Source organism: Nocardioides sp. F233 (assembly GCF_057813895.1).
This window is the reverse complement of the sequence record NZ_JBVASH010000001.1, coordinates 627419-641386: the sequence shown is the minus strand read 5'-3', so window position 1 is coordinate 641386 and position 13968 is coordinate 627419. Positions and strand designations below refer to the sequence as shown.

General features: G+C 72.1%; 14 protein-coding genes. 5 read left to right on the top strand and 9 right to left on the bottom strand.

Annotated features, from left to right (window positions below):
- Positions 1–63: 63 nt before the first annotated feature.
- The 3 genes from dcd (at position 64) to ACZYRU_RS02990 (ending at position 2414) form a co-directional block, all read left to right on the top strand.
- Entirely contained in the window at positions 64–639 is a 576-nt protein-coding gene (gene dcd, locus ACZYRU_RS03000) for a dCTP deaminase (protein WP_488955594.1), read from the top strand.
- 103 nt (positions 640–742) lie between these two features.
- Positions 743–1729 carry a siderophore-interacting protein gene (locus ACZYRU_RS02995; protein WP_488955593.1) on the top strand — a complete coding sequence of 329 codons (987 nt, stop codon included), beginning with the start codon at positions 743–745 and terminating at the stop codon, positions 1727–1729.
- Between the two features lie 4 nt (positions 1730–1733).
- The gene (locus ACZYRU_RS02990; RefSeq protein ID WP_488955592.1) at positions 1734–2414 is read left to right on the top strand and encodes an alpha/beta hydrolase family protein; all 681 of its coding nucleotides are present in this window, start codon (positions 1734–1736) and stop codon (positions 2412–2414) included.
- Positions 2415–2431: 17 nt separating this feature from the next.
- On the opposite strand, the gene dmpG is transcribed toward ACZYRU_RS02990, so the two are convergent.
- The 3 genes from dmpG to ACZYRU_RS02975 are packed head-to-tail and all read right to left on the bottom strand — an operon-like array spanning position 2432 to position 5239.
- Positions 2432–3484, bottom strand: a complete 1053-nt coding sequence (gene dmpG, locus ACZYRU_RS02985) for a 4-hydroxy-2-oxovalerate aldolase (protein WP_488955591.1) — start codon at positions 3482–3484, stop codon at positions 2432–2434.
- Positions 3481–4428, bottom strand: coding sequence for an acetaldehyde dehydrogenase (acetylating) (locus ACZYRU_RS02980; RefSeq protein ID WP_488955590.1), 948 nt, complete (start codon positions 4426–4428; stop codon positions 3481–3483). The genes dmpG and ACZYRU_RS02980 overlap by 4 nt, the downstream gene beginning before the upstream one ends.
- 1 nt (position 4429) lies before the next feature.
- A complete protein-coding gene (locus ACZYRU_RS02975; RefSeq protein WP_488955589.1) occupies positions 4430–5239 on the bottom strand; it encodes a 2-keto-4-pentenoate hydratase in 810 nt (269 codons plus the stop codon).
- Positions 5240–5309: 70 nt separating this feature from the next.
- On the opposite strand from ACZYRU_RS02975, the gene ACZYRU_RS02970 reads away from it, so the two are divergent.
- On the top strand, positions 5310–6071 hold the full coding sequence (locus ACZYRU_RS02970; protein WP_488955588.1) for an IclR family transcriptional regulator: 762 nt from the start codon (positions 5310–5312) through the stop codon (positions 6069–6071).
- A gap of 21 nt (positions 6072–6092) precedes the next feature.
- Here the strand turns inward: ACZYRU_RS02970 and ACZYRU_RS02965 are convergent, their stop codons facing one another.
- Positions 6093–8168, bottom strand: coding sequence for a CocE/NonD family hydrolase (locus ACZYRU_RS02965; protein WP_488955587.1), 2076 nt, complete (start codon positions 8166–8168; stop codon positions 6093–6095).
- A 79-nt stretch (positions 8169–8247) separates the two neighbouring features.
- Positions 8248–9051 carry an SDR family NAD(P)-dependent oxidoreductase gene (locus ACZYRU_RS02960; protein WP_488955586.1) on the bottom strand — a complete coding sequence of 268 codons (804 nt, stop codon included), beginning with the start codon at positions 9049–9051 and terminating at the stop codon, positions 8248–8250.
- Between the two features lie 58 nt (positions 9052–9109).
- Between ACZYRU_RS02960 and ACZYRU_RS02955 the strand changes: the two genes are divergently transcribed.
- Positions 9110–9724, top strand: a complete 615-nt coding sequence (locus ACZYRU_RS02955; RefSeq protein WP_488955585.1) for a TetR/AcrR family transcriptional regulator — start codon at positions 9110–9112, stop codon at positions 9722–9724.
- On the opposite strand, the gene ACZYRU_RS02950 is transcribed toward ACZYRU_RS02955, so the two are convergent.
- From ACZYRU_RS02950 to ACZYRU_RS02935, 4 genes are all read right to left on the bottom strand, one after another.
- On the bottom strand, positions 9721–10650 hold the full coding sequence (locus tag ACZYRU_RS02950) for an NAD-dependent epimerase/dehydratase family protein (RefSeq protein WP_488955584.1): 930 nt from the start codon (positions 10648–10650) through the stop codon (positions 9721–9723). The genes ACZYRU_RS02955 and ACZYRU_RS02950 overlap by 4 nt on opposite strands.
- A gap of 77 nt (positions 10651–10727) precedes the next feature.
- Positions 10728–11561: a DUF4097 family beta strand repeat-containing protein gene (locus ACZYRU_RS02945; RefSeq protein ID WP_488955583.1), complete on the bottom strand. Its 834-nt coding sequence runs from the start codon at positions 11559–11561 to the stop codon at positions 10728–10730.
- Between the two features lie 27 nt (positions 11562–11588).
- On the bottom strand, positions 11589–12140 hold the full coding sequence (locus ACZYRU_RS02940) for a toxin-antitoxin system HicB family antitoxin (protein ID WP_488955582.1): 552 nt from the start codon (positions 12138–12140) through the stop codon (positions 11589–11591).
- Positions 12141–12310: 170 nt separating this feature from the next.
- Positions 12311–13939, bottom strand: coding sequence for an AMP-binding protein (locus ACZYRU_RS02935; protein WP_488955581.1), 1629 nt, complete (start codon positions 13937–13939; stop codon positions 12311–12313).
- Positions 13940–13968: the final 29 nt, after the last annotated feature.

Genomic DNA, 13968 nt, shown 5'->3' with positions numbered 1-13968 from the left:
TGAGCATTCTGCGCTCGTGATCGCCGCCACTCACCACCGGGCACGGCCGGTAGGGTGCGGGGCGTGCTGCTCAGCGACCGCGACATCACCGCCGAGATCGACGCCGGACGGATCGCCCTGGAACCCTACGACCCGGGGCTGATGCAGCCGTCGTCGGTGGACTTTCGCCTGGACCGGTTCTTCCGGGTCTTCGACAACCACAAGTACCCGTCGATCGACCCGGCCGCCGACCAGTCCGACCTCACCCGCGTGGTGGAGCCGGAGGGTGACGAGCCGTTCATCCTGCACCCCGGCGAGTTCGTGCTCGGGTCGACGTACGAGGTGGTCACGCTGCCCGACGACATCGCCGCGCGCGTCGAGGGCAAGTCGTCGCTGGGCCGGCTCGGCCTGCTCACCCACGCCACCGCCGGCTTCGTGGACCCGGGGTTCTCCGGGCACGTGACGCTCGAGCTCGCCAACGTCGCGACCCTGCCGATCAAGCTCTACCCGGGCATGAAGATCGGCCAGTTCTGCTTCTTCCGGCTCTCCTCGCCGAGCGATCACCCCTACGGCTCGGAGAAGTACGGTTCGCGCTACCAGGGCCAGCGCGGCCCGACGCCGTCGCGCTCGTTCCAGAACTTCCACCGGACGAGGATCTGAGGTTCCTGACGAGTTCTTGCGCTTCCTGACGATTGCAACAGTCAGGAAGCGCAGGAATCCCCGCCTCAGCGGGTATTCCTGCAGGTTAGGTTAGCCTGACCTCATGACCGTTGACCAGAACGAGTACGTCGCCACGCTGCCCCTGCTCCTCACCGAGCTGGAGGTCGTGCGGGCCGAGCGGGTCTCGCCGTCGTTCGTGCGGATCGAGCTCGGCGGTGCCGCGCTGGCCGAGCTGGGCCCGGACGGGCCGGTGCACGACCAGCGGATCAAGCTGATCTTCCCCAACGCGGCCGGCACGCTGCCGTCCTTCGCGAACGCCGACGAGTCCTGGTGGACCACCTGGATGGAGATCCCCGAGGACGAGCGCGGGTCGCTGCGGACCTACACGATCCGCGACCGGGTCGGCGAGGGCGTCGACACCCGGCTGGTCGTCGACATCGTCGTCCACGAGGGCGATGCCCACAGCGACGATGCGCTCGACGGTGCCGGCAACCGCTGGGCGCTCCAGGCCGCGCCCGGCCAGCGACTGGTGACGCTGGCGCCGCGCAAGGGCCACGAGTTCGGGGGCATCGAGTGGTCCCCCGGTACGGCGACCCGGCTGCTGCTGGTCGGCGACGAGACCGCCGTACCCGCGATTCGGGGCGTGCTGCGGGACCTGCCGGCCGACGCCACCGGGGCGGCGTACGTCGAGGTGCCGGTCGACGCCGACGTCCAGGAGGTCACGAGCCCCGCCGGCGTCAGCATCACCTGGCTGCCGCGCAACGGAACCCCGCGCGGCGAGCGGCTGCACGCGGCGGTCCTCGACCACCTGACCGGCACGGCGCCGACCGAGGCGGTCGTCGTGACCGACGACGAGATCGACCCCGACCTGTGGGAGACGCCGGTGCACTCCTCCTCCGGCGAGGAGGTGGCGGCGGCGACCGCGGTCCCGACCGGGGACGCGCCGTACGCCGGGCTCTACGCGTGGATCGCCGGCGAGTCCCGGGTGGTGACCGGCCTGCGGCGCAAGCTGGTCAACGACCTCGGGCTGGACCGGCGCCAGGTCGCCTTCATGGGCTACTGGCGCGAGGGCGTCTCCATGCGATCCTGACCCGGTGTCCATCCGCCACGCGTACGGCGCCGACCCCGCCCAGTTCGCCGAGCTGACCCTGCCGGCCGCCGAGCCGCGCGGCGTCGCGATCGTCGTCCACGGCGGCTTCTGGAAGCCGAAGTACGGGATCGAGTACGCCCGGCCACTGGTCCCGAGCCTCGCGGCGGAGGGCTGGGCGGTGTGGGCGGTGGAGTACCGCCGAGGTGCGGGGGCGGCGGCGACGCTCGACGACGTGGCCGAGGCGATCCGGGCCTGCCCTGCGCGCCAAGGGCCTCGCGTCGCGATCGGGCACTCGGCCGGCGGTCACCTGGCGGCGTGGGCCGGCGCCCAGGGCCTCGGGCTCACCCACGTGGTGGCGCAGGCCGGGGTCCTCGACCTGCGTGCGGCACACGACGACGCTCTGGGCGGCGGGGCCGTCGAGAGGTTCCTCGGCCACCCGCCGGGACCGGCCGACGCAGAGGTCGACCCGCTCGAGCAGGTCCCCCTCGACGTACCGGTCTGGTGCATCCACGCGCTCGACGACGAGGACGTGCCGGTGACCCAGTCGCGGACGTACGTCGACGCGGCCCGGGCCGCCGGTGGCGAGGCGAGCCTGCTCGAGGTCGAGGGGGATCACTTCACGGTGATCGACCCCGCATCGCAGGCGTGGGCCAGCACGCTGACCTGGTTGCGGTCGCTGCGCTGACCCACGCCGTCGCGATGTCAGACCGCGGCGCCCTCGAGGGCGGCCTCGCGCTCGGCCACGATGGTGAGCGCGATGTCGACGATCATGTCCTCCTGGCCACCGACGAGACGACGGCGACCGCACTCCATGAGGATGTCGCGGACGTCGACGTCGTACTGCTCGGCGGCACGCTCGGCGTGGCGCAGGAACGAGGAGTACACGCCGGCGTAGCCGAGGGTCAGCGTCTCGCGGTCGACCCGGACCGGGCGGTCCTGGAGCGGGCGGACGATGTCGTCGGCGGCGTCCTGCAGCTTGAACACGTCGCAGCCGTGCTCGAAGCCCATCAGGTCGGCAACCGCGATGAACGGCTCGATCGGGCAGTTGCCCGCGCCCGCGCCGTGGCCGGCGAGGGAGGCGTCGACCCGGTAGACGCCGTTCTGGACGGCGACGACGGAGTTGGCGACCGACAGCGAGAGGTTCTCGTGGGCGTGGATGCCGATCTCGGTCTCCGCGTTGAGCACGCCGCGGTAGGCCTGCACCCGGGCGGCGACGTCGTCCATCGTGAGGCGGCCGCCGGAGTCGGTGACGTAGACGCAGTGGGCGCCGTACGACTCCATCAGCTTGGCCTGCTGGGCGAGCTGCTCGGGCTCGGCCATGTGGGACAGCATGAGGAAGCCGGAGACGTCCATACCGAGCTCGCGGGCGGCCGCGATGTGCTGGGCGGAGACGTCGGCCTCGGTGCAGTGGGTCGCGATCCGGACCGAGCGGACGCCGAGGTCGTAGGCGCGCTTGAGCTCGTGGACCGTGCCGACGCCCGGCAGCAGCAGGGTGGTCAGGCGGGCGTTCTTGAGCACCGACGCGGCGGCCTCGAGCCACTCCCAGTCGGTGTGCGAGCCGGGGCCGTAGTTGACCGAGCCGCCGGCGAGGCCGTCGCCGTGGGCGACCTCGAGCGCGTCGACACCGGCCTCGTCGAGGGCGACGACGATCCGCTTCACGTCGGCCGGCGAGATCCGGTGCCGGATCGCGTGCATGCCGTCGCGCAGGGTGACGTCCTGGACGAAGATCTTGGTCTTCTCGGCGGGGGTGCTCACAGTGCGGCCTCCTTGGCAGCAGCGATCCGCTCGGCGACCTGGAGGCCGGCCGAGGTCATGATGTCGAGGTTGCCGGCGTACGCCGGGAGGTAGTGGCCGGCACCGGTGACCTGGAGGAACACCGACACCTGGTGGGTGGGCCGCTCGGAGCCGGGCTCGAGCAGGGTCTCGACCGGCTGGTCGGCGGGGATCTCGGCGATCTGGACCTTCTGGACCAGCTTGTAGCCGGGGACGTACGCCGCCACGTCGGCGACCATCTTCTCGACGCTCGCGCGGATCTCGTCGTGCACGGCCGGGTCGGGCGCGTGGACGAGGGCGAAGACGGTGTCGCGCATCATCAGCGGCGGCTCGGCCGGGTTGAGGATGATGACGGCCTTGCCGCGCTTGGCGCCACCGACCTGCGCGATCGCGCCGGAGGTGGTCTCGGTGAACTCGTCGATGTTGGCGCGGGTGCCCGGGCCGGCGGACTTCGAGGAGATCGAGGCGACGATCTCGGCGTACTCGACCGGGACGACGCGGGAGATCGCGGCCACGATCGGGATGGTGGCCTGGCCGCCGCAGGTGACCATGTTGAGGTTCGGCGCGTCCAGGTGCTCGTCGATGTTGACCGCCGGGATCACGAACGGGCCGATGGCGGCCGGCGTGAGGTCGATCAGCCGCTTGCCGAGCGGGCGGAGCAGCGCGTCGTTGTGGAGGTGCGCCTTGGCCGAGGTCGCGTCGAACACGATCTCGATGTCGTCGAACCCGGGCAGGGCCAGCAGGCCCTCGACGCCCTCGTGGGTCGTCGCGACGCCGAGGTCGCGGGCGCGGGCGAGGCCGTCGGAGTCGGGGTCGATGCCGACGAGGGCCCCCATCTCGACGTGCTGCGCGGTTGTGAGGATCTTGATCATCAGGTCGGTTCCGATGTTGCCGGACCCGATGATCGCCACCTTGGTCTTGGTCATGTCAGGACTCCTTCTTGCTGAAGCTGATGGCGACGGAGCCAAGTCCGTCGATGCTGAGCTCGACGTCGGCGCCGGGGGCGGCGGGACGCATCGGACCGAGGGCGCCGGAGAGCACCACCTGGCCGGCACGCAGCGGGTCGCCGAGGTCGCGGGCCTGGCGGGCCAGCCACTGCAGGGCGATGAGCGGGTCGCCGAGCGAGGCGGCGCCGGTGCCGACCGAGTCGTCCTGGCCGGTGACGGTCATCGCCATGGCAGCGTCCTTCGGCGAGAAGTCGTCGAGGGTACGACGCTCGGTGCCGAGCACGTAGCCACCGGCGGACGCGTTGTCGGCGACGGTGTCGGCGAAGCTGATGTCCCAGTTGTCGATCCGGCTGTCGCAGACCTCGATCGCGGCGACGGCATAGTCGACCGCCGCGGCGACCTGGTCGAGGTCGAGGTCGCCCTCCGCGAGGTCGGCGCCGAGGACGAAGGCGATCTCGCCCTCGACCTTGGGCTGCAGCAGGCCGCTGATGTCGACGGGCGCGGAGGCGTCGTACTCCATGTCGTCGAAGAGCACGCCGAGGTCGGGGGTGTCGACGCCCAGCTGCTTCTGCACGGCCTCGGAGGTCGCGCCGATCTTGCGGCCGACGACGGTGGCGCCCGCGGCGAGGCGGTGGGCGTTGAGCTGCTGCTGCACGGCGTACGCGAGGTTGATGTCGCGGTCGCCGATCAGGTCGCGGATCGGGGCGCAGGGCTGGTTGTCGACCAGCGCGGTGTGCAGGCGCTCGGCGGCAGCACCGACAGCAGCGTCGATGTCGAGGGCTTCGGTCATGGTGCCCACTCTCGGGCCTCGGGGTGGCCGCTCACCACGAAAGCGTTCCACTCACCGATACGCTGTGGAGGTGGAGGTGGAGGAGCTGGACACCGTTCTGGGCAAGGCGGTCGCCCTGCTGCGCGCCTTCGGCCCCGAGGACCGGCTGCTCCCCCTCGCCGAGCTGGTCCGACGCACCGGACTGCCCAAGGCAACCGTGCACCGGGTCGCCGGCGACCTGGTGCACCACCGGCTGCTGGAGAAGACCGACCACGGCTACCGGCTGGCCGGCGGGCTCTTCGAGCTCGGCATGCGCGCAGCCACCGAGCGCACCCTGCTCGAGATGGCGATGCCCTTCCTGCAGGACCTCTACGAACGCACCCACGAGACCGTGCACCTCGGCGTCCGCGACGGCACCGAGGTCGTCTACGTCGCCAAGATCGGCGGCCACCGCCAGGCCCGCAGCCCCTCGCGTACCGGCGGCCGGATGCCGATGCACTGCACCGCGATCGGCAAGGTGCTGCTCGCGCACGCCGAGCCGTCGGTGCGCGCGGCGGTGCTGGCCGGGCCGCTCGCCCGTCGTACGCCACACACGGTGGTGGCTCCCGGCCTGCTCGAGCAGCAGCTGGATCGGGCCCTGGAGACGGGACTCGCCTTCGAGCGCGAGGAGTCGACCCCGGGCCTGCTGTGCGTGGCCGCGCCGGTGCTCGACACCGACGGCGCGACCGCGCTGGCGGCGATCAGCGTGACCGGCCCGGTCGGCCGGTTCCGGCCCGAGGCCCACCAGAACGCGGTCCGGGCGGCGGCCACGGCGCTCGGGAGCACCCTGGCCCGCCGCCCGGGCGGGTTGTAGAGCTGGCTGTCGAGCAGCGGCTCAGCGCACCGCCATCGTCAGCACCGACGGGTACTGCGGGCCGGTGTGCACGGTGACCGGCACCAGCTGTCCGAGCAGGTCGGTGACCGGCGAGAGCAGGTGCGGTACGTCGAACGCCTGGACCGCGATCCGCAGCCGGTGGCCCTTCGCGACCACCGCACCGGTCGGGAAGATCTCGACGTCCACCGGTGCGATCTCACCGGCCGGCAGTTTCGCCTTCGCCTCCCGGGTGAACGGGTGGTACGGCTGGAGCAGCTGGCCGTCGAGGTAGCGCGAGCGGCTCTCGTCCAGCTTGCGGTGCGCGATCGTCTGCCAGCCGCCGCTGATCCGGGTGACCGTGCCGTCGGGCGCGACGTCCTCGACCGCCACCGACAGCATCCCGTCGCCGGTCGGGGTCGAGACGTAGAGCCGCGCGTTGAGCGGCCCCTGGAAGCGCACGTCAGCCGCCTGCGGCGCGGTGTCGAAGGTGACCCCGCCGAGGTCGTTGAGCCTGTTGTCCTTGAAGCAGGGCAGGTCCTTGAGCAGCACGTTCGGCAACCCGGCGGTCCACTGGTTGGCCGAACGGGTGCACAGTCCCGTGACCGGGATCGGCGGGACGATCGCGGACCCGGCGCTCGCCGTACCCGTGGTCAGGACGCCCGCCTTGCCACCCACCGCGGCGTCGCCGGAGAGCTGGTAGCTGCGCGCGGACAGGTCGCTGTCGATCCACTTCGACGCGCGCACCCACGAGCCGGAGCCCTGCTCGTAGTAGGTCAGCGGCGCGATCTGGTCGAGCTGGCCGTCCATGCCGTTGATGTACTGGTCGAACCAGCGCAGCTGCAGCTCGGCGAGCGAGCCGTAGCCGGCCCTGCCGACCTCGGCGCCGGCCGAGCCCTGCAGGTGGTCCCACGGCCCGAGGATGAACTTGGTCGGGATGCCGCGCTGCTGGAGTCGCTCGAAGACGAGCGGGGTGCCGCGCTGGAAGAGGTCGAACTCGCCGCCCACGAGGAAGGTCGGGACGGTGACGTTGTCGAGGACCTCGATCGGCGAGCGCTCCCGGTAGAACGGGCCGTCGTACGCCGGGTCGCCGCCGAGCAGCGCCTGGGTGGCGAGCGGCAGGGTGAAGTCGAGGCCGCCCATCAGGTGGTCGAGCGCCATCTTGAACCCGGCCTGCGGCTCCTCGAGGCCGTACGCCGGCGGGATCACTCCGGTCGCGGTGACCAGGCCGAGCCAGAGCGGGATGAACCCGACGTCGATCTGGCCACCGGAGGCGACGACGTCGCGGTAGACGTCGGCGGCCGGGACCTGCGGGAAGATCGCCTTGAGGCCCTTGGGCTTCTGGGCCGCGGCGAAGAGCTGGGAGATGCCCATGTACGACGCGCCGGTCATGCCGACCTTGCCGTTGCTCCAGGGCTGGGAGGCCGCCCACTCGACGACCGCGCCGGCGTCCTTGCCCTCGCGGGCGCTGAACGCGGCCCACTGGCCCTGGGAGCCGCCCGTGCCGCGGGCGTCGACGGTCAGCTGGGCGTAGCCGCGCGCGACCAGGTACCCCGGGTCCGCGCCGGCGAGGGTGGCGCCCGCACCGGCGGACAGGACCGTCTTGTTGTAGGCCGTGATCGTGACGATGACCGGCAACGGCGTGGTGACCGGCTTGCCGTCGGCGCCGACCGGGCGCTGCAGGTCGCCGCGGAGGATCACGCCGTCGTCCATGGTGATCGGGATGTCCGTGGTGGTCACGCTGGCGCCGTAGAGCGCCGGGCGCGGGGTCCACGGGGTGGCCGCGGGGGCGGTGCCGGTGCTGCCGGCACCTGCGCCGGGGCTGCCGGTGGCGGCACCGGTCGGGGCCGGCGTGGCGGCGGCCTGCTTGCCCTTGCCGCACTTCCCCGCCTTCCTGTGCTTCTTCCTGCACTTCTTCGGCTTCTGCGCGACCGGGGCGACCGGGGCGTTCGCCGCGGCCTGCTGGGCCGAGGCGGCGGCGCGGGCCGAGGTGGCGTCGGCGCCGGCAGCGTCTCCGGCGAGCGGCAGCACGAAGGCGGCCGCGAGGCCGGTGCTGAGCAGTCCGGCCACCAGGCGGCGGCGCAGGGCGTGGTCGTTCATGGTGGTCCCTCCCGTGGCGTACTCACGGGTAACGAGCGACCTGTGGCGACGGTCACGCCCGGCGCGGCTCAGGGCTGGCTCAGGGCTGGTCGGGCATGTTCGTCCAGCCCTTGCCGTCGTGGCGACGGAACCAGCCGGACGCGGCGAGGGTGCCGCCGTCGACGGGGACGGTGTGGCCGGTGACGAAGCGGGACGCGTCGCTGGTCAGGAAGTCCACGACGCCGGCGTGGTCCTCGGCCTCGGCGAACCGGCCCAGCGGCAGCCACAGCGGCACCAGCGCCTCGTCGCGCCCGCGCAGCATCGCCGCGCGCGAGGTCTGGGCGGTGTCGGTGAGGTCGGGGGCGATCGCGTTGACCCGCACCCCGCGCGGCCCGAGCTCGACGGCCATGCTCTTGGTGAACGCGGAGACGCCGGCCTTGAAGGCGGAGTACGGCGCGCTGGCCGGGATGCCGCGGTAGGCCTCCACCGTCGAGACGTTGACGATGGAGGATCCGGCCACGAGGTGCGGCAGCACGGCGTACGTCATCGTGAAGACGTGGCGCAGGTTGACCTCGTAGAGCCGCTGCCACTGCTCGGGCGTGCTGTGCGCGAAGTCGCGCGAGGCCGGGCGGAAGTCGCCGACGTTGTTGACCAGGACGTCGATCGCACCGCGGATCGCGGCGGCCGCGGCGACAACCGTGGTGGCGACGTCGTCCCGGGTGATGTCGCCGGGGACGACGGTGCAGCTGCCGCCGCTGTCGCGGATGGCGGTGGCGGTGGCCGCGGCGGCGTCCGGGTCGATGTCGTTGAGGACGACGTGGTCGCCGCGCGCCGCGAGGGCCCGCGAGATGGCGCCGCCGATGCCGCCGGCTCCCCCGGTGACGATGCTGGTGCGCTGGTCCATGTGCTCTCCGTTCGGTTCTGGTCGGTGCGGTTCAGCTCGGTTCTGGCAGGATCGCGGCGTGACGCCCGAGCCCGCTCCGGCCCGCCGGATGCGGGTGCGGGAGGACCCCGCCGTACGACGGCAGGCGATCCTCGACAGCGCCGCGACCCTCTTCGCGCGGCGCGGGTACGCCGACACGACGGTGCGGCACATCGCGGACGAGGCCGAGATCCAGTCGGGCAGCCTGTACCACTACTTCGCCTCCAAGGACGCGCTGCTCGAGGCGGTGCTGCGCGAGTTCCTGGCGGACCTGGCGTCGGCGACCGAAGCGATCGTCAGCGCCGACGTGCCGCCTCGGCAGCGGGTCGGCGACCTGGTCCGGCACGCGCTCGGCCTGATCGCCGAGCGGCCGGCGTGGGTGCTGACGTACCAGAACGAGTTCCTGCGCCTGGTCGGCCAGCCGGGCTTCGACTTCGTGGCCGAGCAGAGCGCGGCGATCGAGGCCGGGTGGGTGCGGGCGCTGACGGAGAGCGCCGACGCCGGCGACTTCGCGGTCGACGTACCGGTGGGCGTGCGGTACCGCCTGGTGCGCGACGCGACCTGGACCGCGGTGCGCTGGTACCGCGCCGGCGAGGCGACCGATCCGGCCGCGCTCGCCGAGCAGTACCTCGCCGTCTTCTACGGCAAGCACTAGGGGCGCGGCGGCAGCGCGTCGACGGCAGCCACCATGGTGCGCAGGGTGTCCGCGATGTCGCCACGGTGGTAGCCGAGGAGCGCCTGCTCCGTCGCGTCGGGCTCGTAGCCGAGGGTCACGCCCTTGCCGGCGACCAGGAAGTCGTCGGGCAGGAAGGCGTGGTCCTCGTCGCAGACGGCGACGGTGCGCTCGGCTCCGGCGGCGTCGAACAGGGCCTGGAAGTAGCCCTGGAAGCTGAGGTTCTCGTCGCCGATGAGGTACGCGCGGCCGGACTCGCCGTGCTCGACGGCCCCCGCCACCGCGGCGGCGACGGCGTGGACCGACATGTAGTTGGTGCCGCCGTGGGGCGCGCAGTCCGGCACCCGGTCGGCCATCCCGCCGCGGGCCCAGCGGACCATCTTGGCGAAGGCGTGCAGCGCGCGGCCGGGCGCGACGCCGACGACATTGGGCGGGTTGACCGCGCACACGACGAAGTCCTCCGTGGCCAGGGCGAGGACGCCCGCCTCGGCGTCGGCGCGGGCGCGGACGTAGGCGTTGGTGGCGACCAGGTCCGGCAGCACCTGGTGGTAGTAGCTGCCGACGAGCACGGCCCGTCGTACGCCGGCCTCGCGCGCCTCGGCGAAGAAGGCGGGCAGGCTGGCGGTCTGCACGTCCTGCCAGGTCTCGGCCGAGGCGTGCGGTCCGACGTGACGGATGTCCTGGGCGGCGGCGAAGACGATGGCGTCGACGCCCCGGAGGCGGTCGGCCCAGCCGGGCTGGGTGTAGTCGCCCTCGACCCAGGCGAACGCCGCCGCCGGCGAGCCCTCCTCGGGCCGGTTGCGGCCGGCGACCGCGACGTCGTACCCACGACGGGCGAGCTCGGCCGCCACCGTCGAACCGATCAGGCCGGTGCCCCCGACCACCAGGACCCGCTGTGCGGCGCTCATGCTCATCCCTCATCCCTATCTAACGCTTGTTCGATAAGGATAGACGCCGTGCGAGCGGGGTCAACCACTTGGTCCCGTCAGGCGGGAACCAGGGAGATGTCGCCGGAGACGGTGGTGGCTCGCAGCTCGACGTGGTCGACACCCGGCTCGGGCTGGCCGACGGGCGGCAGGGTGGAGCTGACCCGGCCGGACACGGTGGTGACGTCCGTCCAGACCGGCGTACCTGCGGGGATCCCGACGAGCACCCGGGACGCGGCGCCCTTGACGAAGATCCGGCCGCGGCGCGCCGTACGCACGACGACGTCGCCGGACCCGGTCTTGCTGACCAGGTCGGCGCTGCTCTCACCCACCTCGAGATCGCCGGAGCCGGTCTTGACCACAGCCGTGTCGAGCGTCTGGCCGAGGCAGACGTCGCCGGAGCCGGTCGAGACGGACGTGCGGGCAACGCGACCGAGGTCGACCGCACCGGAGCCGGTACGGACCCGGATGTCGCCGTCGACCTCCGCGACGCTGATGTCACCCGAGCCGGTGTCGACGACGACGGTCCGGGCCTGGTCGAGGACGACCGTGCCGGAGCCGCTCTTGACCCGCGCCGTCATCAGCCGGCCGCTGGCGGTGATGCTCGCGCTGCCGCTGCGCGCGACCAGGTCGCTGTCGAGCGGGACGACGACCTCGATGTCGAGCTCGTCAGCACGGCCGAAGATGCCGTTGCGCGGCTTCGGCGCGTGGACTCCGATCCGGCGGGCGTCCTGGGTCACCCGGACCTCGGCCGCGCGGGCGCCGGTGAGGGTGATGTCGGTCGTGGTCTGGTCGGCGACCCGCACGACGATCCGGCCGCGGCCGTTCTCGACGTGGAGCCGGACCGGGCCCGGGGTCTCGAGGACCTGGCGGAGGGGTTCGTGGCTGTTCATGGGATCTCCTTGGTCTGGTCGGCTCGGTCAGAGCCAGCCGGTGAGGCGCCGGTTGCCGCCCGGCTTGCCGCCGGACGGGGAGCCGAACGGGAAGTCGTTGCCGAACGGCACGCTGGACAGGTCGACATCGACGTGGAGCGCGCGGTCACGGGTGGCGCCGCGGATCAGGTTGACCAGCCAGGTGTTGAGCGACTGGCCGGCGCGGGCAGATGCCTCGTCGGCGCGAGCCTTGAGCGACTCGGGCAGCCGCAGGCTGACCCGCGCCTGGCCCTCGTCCTCGACCGGCACCTCGGCCGGCACCGGCCCGGTGACCTGCTGCGGCAGGGCGGACTCGGGCTCGCCCGGCGTCACGACGAAGTCGAGGTCGCGGCCGTCGAGCCGGACGTCGACACCACCGCTCGACATCGCCGCCGTGATCTCGGAGGCCGCCTGGCTGATCGCCTCCATCACCGCGAGCCGGACCGCGGGGTCCAGCGCGTAGCCGAGCCGCTCGGCGACCTCGCGTGCCTGCTCCCCCGCACTGTCGGCGGCGGCGAGGAGGTCGCGACGGAGGCTGTCGACGTACGGCGTGATGTCCATGGACATCATGGTGACGTCACAATGATGTCATTGTCAAGCGACTGTGACGTCACGCTGACCCGGCAGAAACTGGCCTCAAAAACGCGCTGACCCGGCAGAAAGTGGCGCGGGGCGCGCCACTTTCTGCCGGGTCGGCGGGAATTCGGAGCCAGTTTCTGCCGGGTCGGCGATCAGCCCAGGCCGAGGATCTCGGTCGACTTCTCGCGCATCTCCACCTTGCGGATCTTGCCGGTGACGGTCATCGGGAACTCGTCGACCAGCAGCACGTACCGCGGGATCTTGTAGTGCGCGAGCTTGCCGGTCGCGAAGGCACGGACCGCGTCGGCGTCGAGCGGGTCGGCGCCGGAGCGGAGGCGGACCCAGGCACACAGCTCCTCGCCGTACTTCTCGTCGGGGACGCCGACGACCTGGACGTCCTCGACGTCGGGGTGGCTGTAGAGGAACTCCTCGATCTCGCGCGGGTAGATGTTCTCGCCGCCACGGATGACCATGTCCTTGATCCGGCCGACGATGTTGGCGTAGCCGTCCTCGCGCATCACGGCGAGGTCGCCGGTGTGCATCCAGCCGTCCGGGTCGATCGCCTCGGCGGTCTTGGCGTCGTCGTTCCAGTAGCCGAGCATCACGGAGTAGCCACGGGTGCAGAACTCGCCCGGCTCGCCACGCGGCACCGTCTCGCCCGTGACCGGGTCGACGATCCGGATCTCGACGTGGGGTGCGGCCCGCCCGATGGTCGACGTACGACGCTCGAGGTCGTCGTCCGCACGGGTCTGGCAGCTCACCGGGCTGGTCTCGGTCATGCCGTAGGCGATCGACACCTCGGCCATGTGCATGTCGTTGATGCAGCGCTTCATCACCTCGACCGGGCAGATCGAGCCGGCCATGATCCCGGTGCGCAGCGTGGCGAGGTCGAAGGCCGCGAAGTCGGGGGCGTTCTGCATGGCGATGAACATGGTCGGTACGCCGTAGACCGCGGTGCAGCGCTCGTCCTGGACGGCCTTCAGGGTGATGGCCGGATCGAATCCGGGAGCCGGGATCACCATGGTCGCACCGTGGGTGACGCAGCCGAGGTTGGCCATCACCATGCCGAAGCAGTGGTAGAAGGGCACCGGGATGCAGAGCCGGTCCTGCTCGCTGAACCCGATCAGCTCGGTGACGAAGTAGCCGTTGTTGAGGATGTTGCGGTGGCTGAGGGTGGCGCCCTTCGGGAAGCCGGTGGTGCCGCTCGTGTACTGGATGTTGATCGGGTCGTCGGGCATCAGCTCGGCCTGGCGCTCGGTCAGCGCGTCGGCGGGGAGGTCCGCGCCGGCGTCGACCAGGCGCTGCCAGTCGTCGGTGTCGACGTACAGCGTCTGCTCGAGGCCGGGCACCTCGCCGCTCGCCGTGACCTGGTCGACCATGCCCTTGTAGTCGCTGGTCTTGAAGCCGGTCGCGGCGAACAGGAGGCGCAGGCCGGACTGGTTGACGGCGTACGCGAACTCGTGGGTGCGGTACGACGGGTTGACGTTGACCAGGATCGCGCCGGCCTTCGCCGCCGCGAACTGGGTGATCGTCCACTCGGCGCAGTTCGGCGCCCACATCCCGACCCGGTCGCCCTTCGCGATCCCGAGCCCGATCAGCCCGCGGGCGGCCTCGTTCACCGCCTCGTCGAACTCGCGCCAGGTCCACCGGCGCCCGCTCGCGACCTCGACCAGCGCCTCGCGGTCGGGCCACTGGGCGACGGTGCGCTCGAGGTTGGCGCCGATCGTCTCGTCGAGCAGGGGCGTGGTGGTCTCGCCGGCGGCGTACGACAGCTCGGTCATGCCCCCATGGTGACGCCCCGGTGACCGCC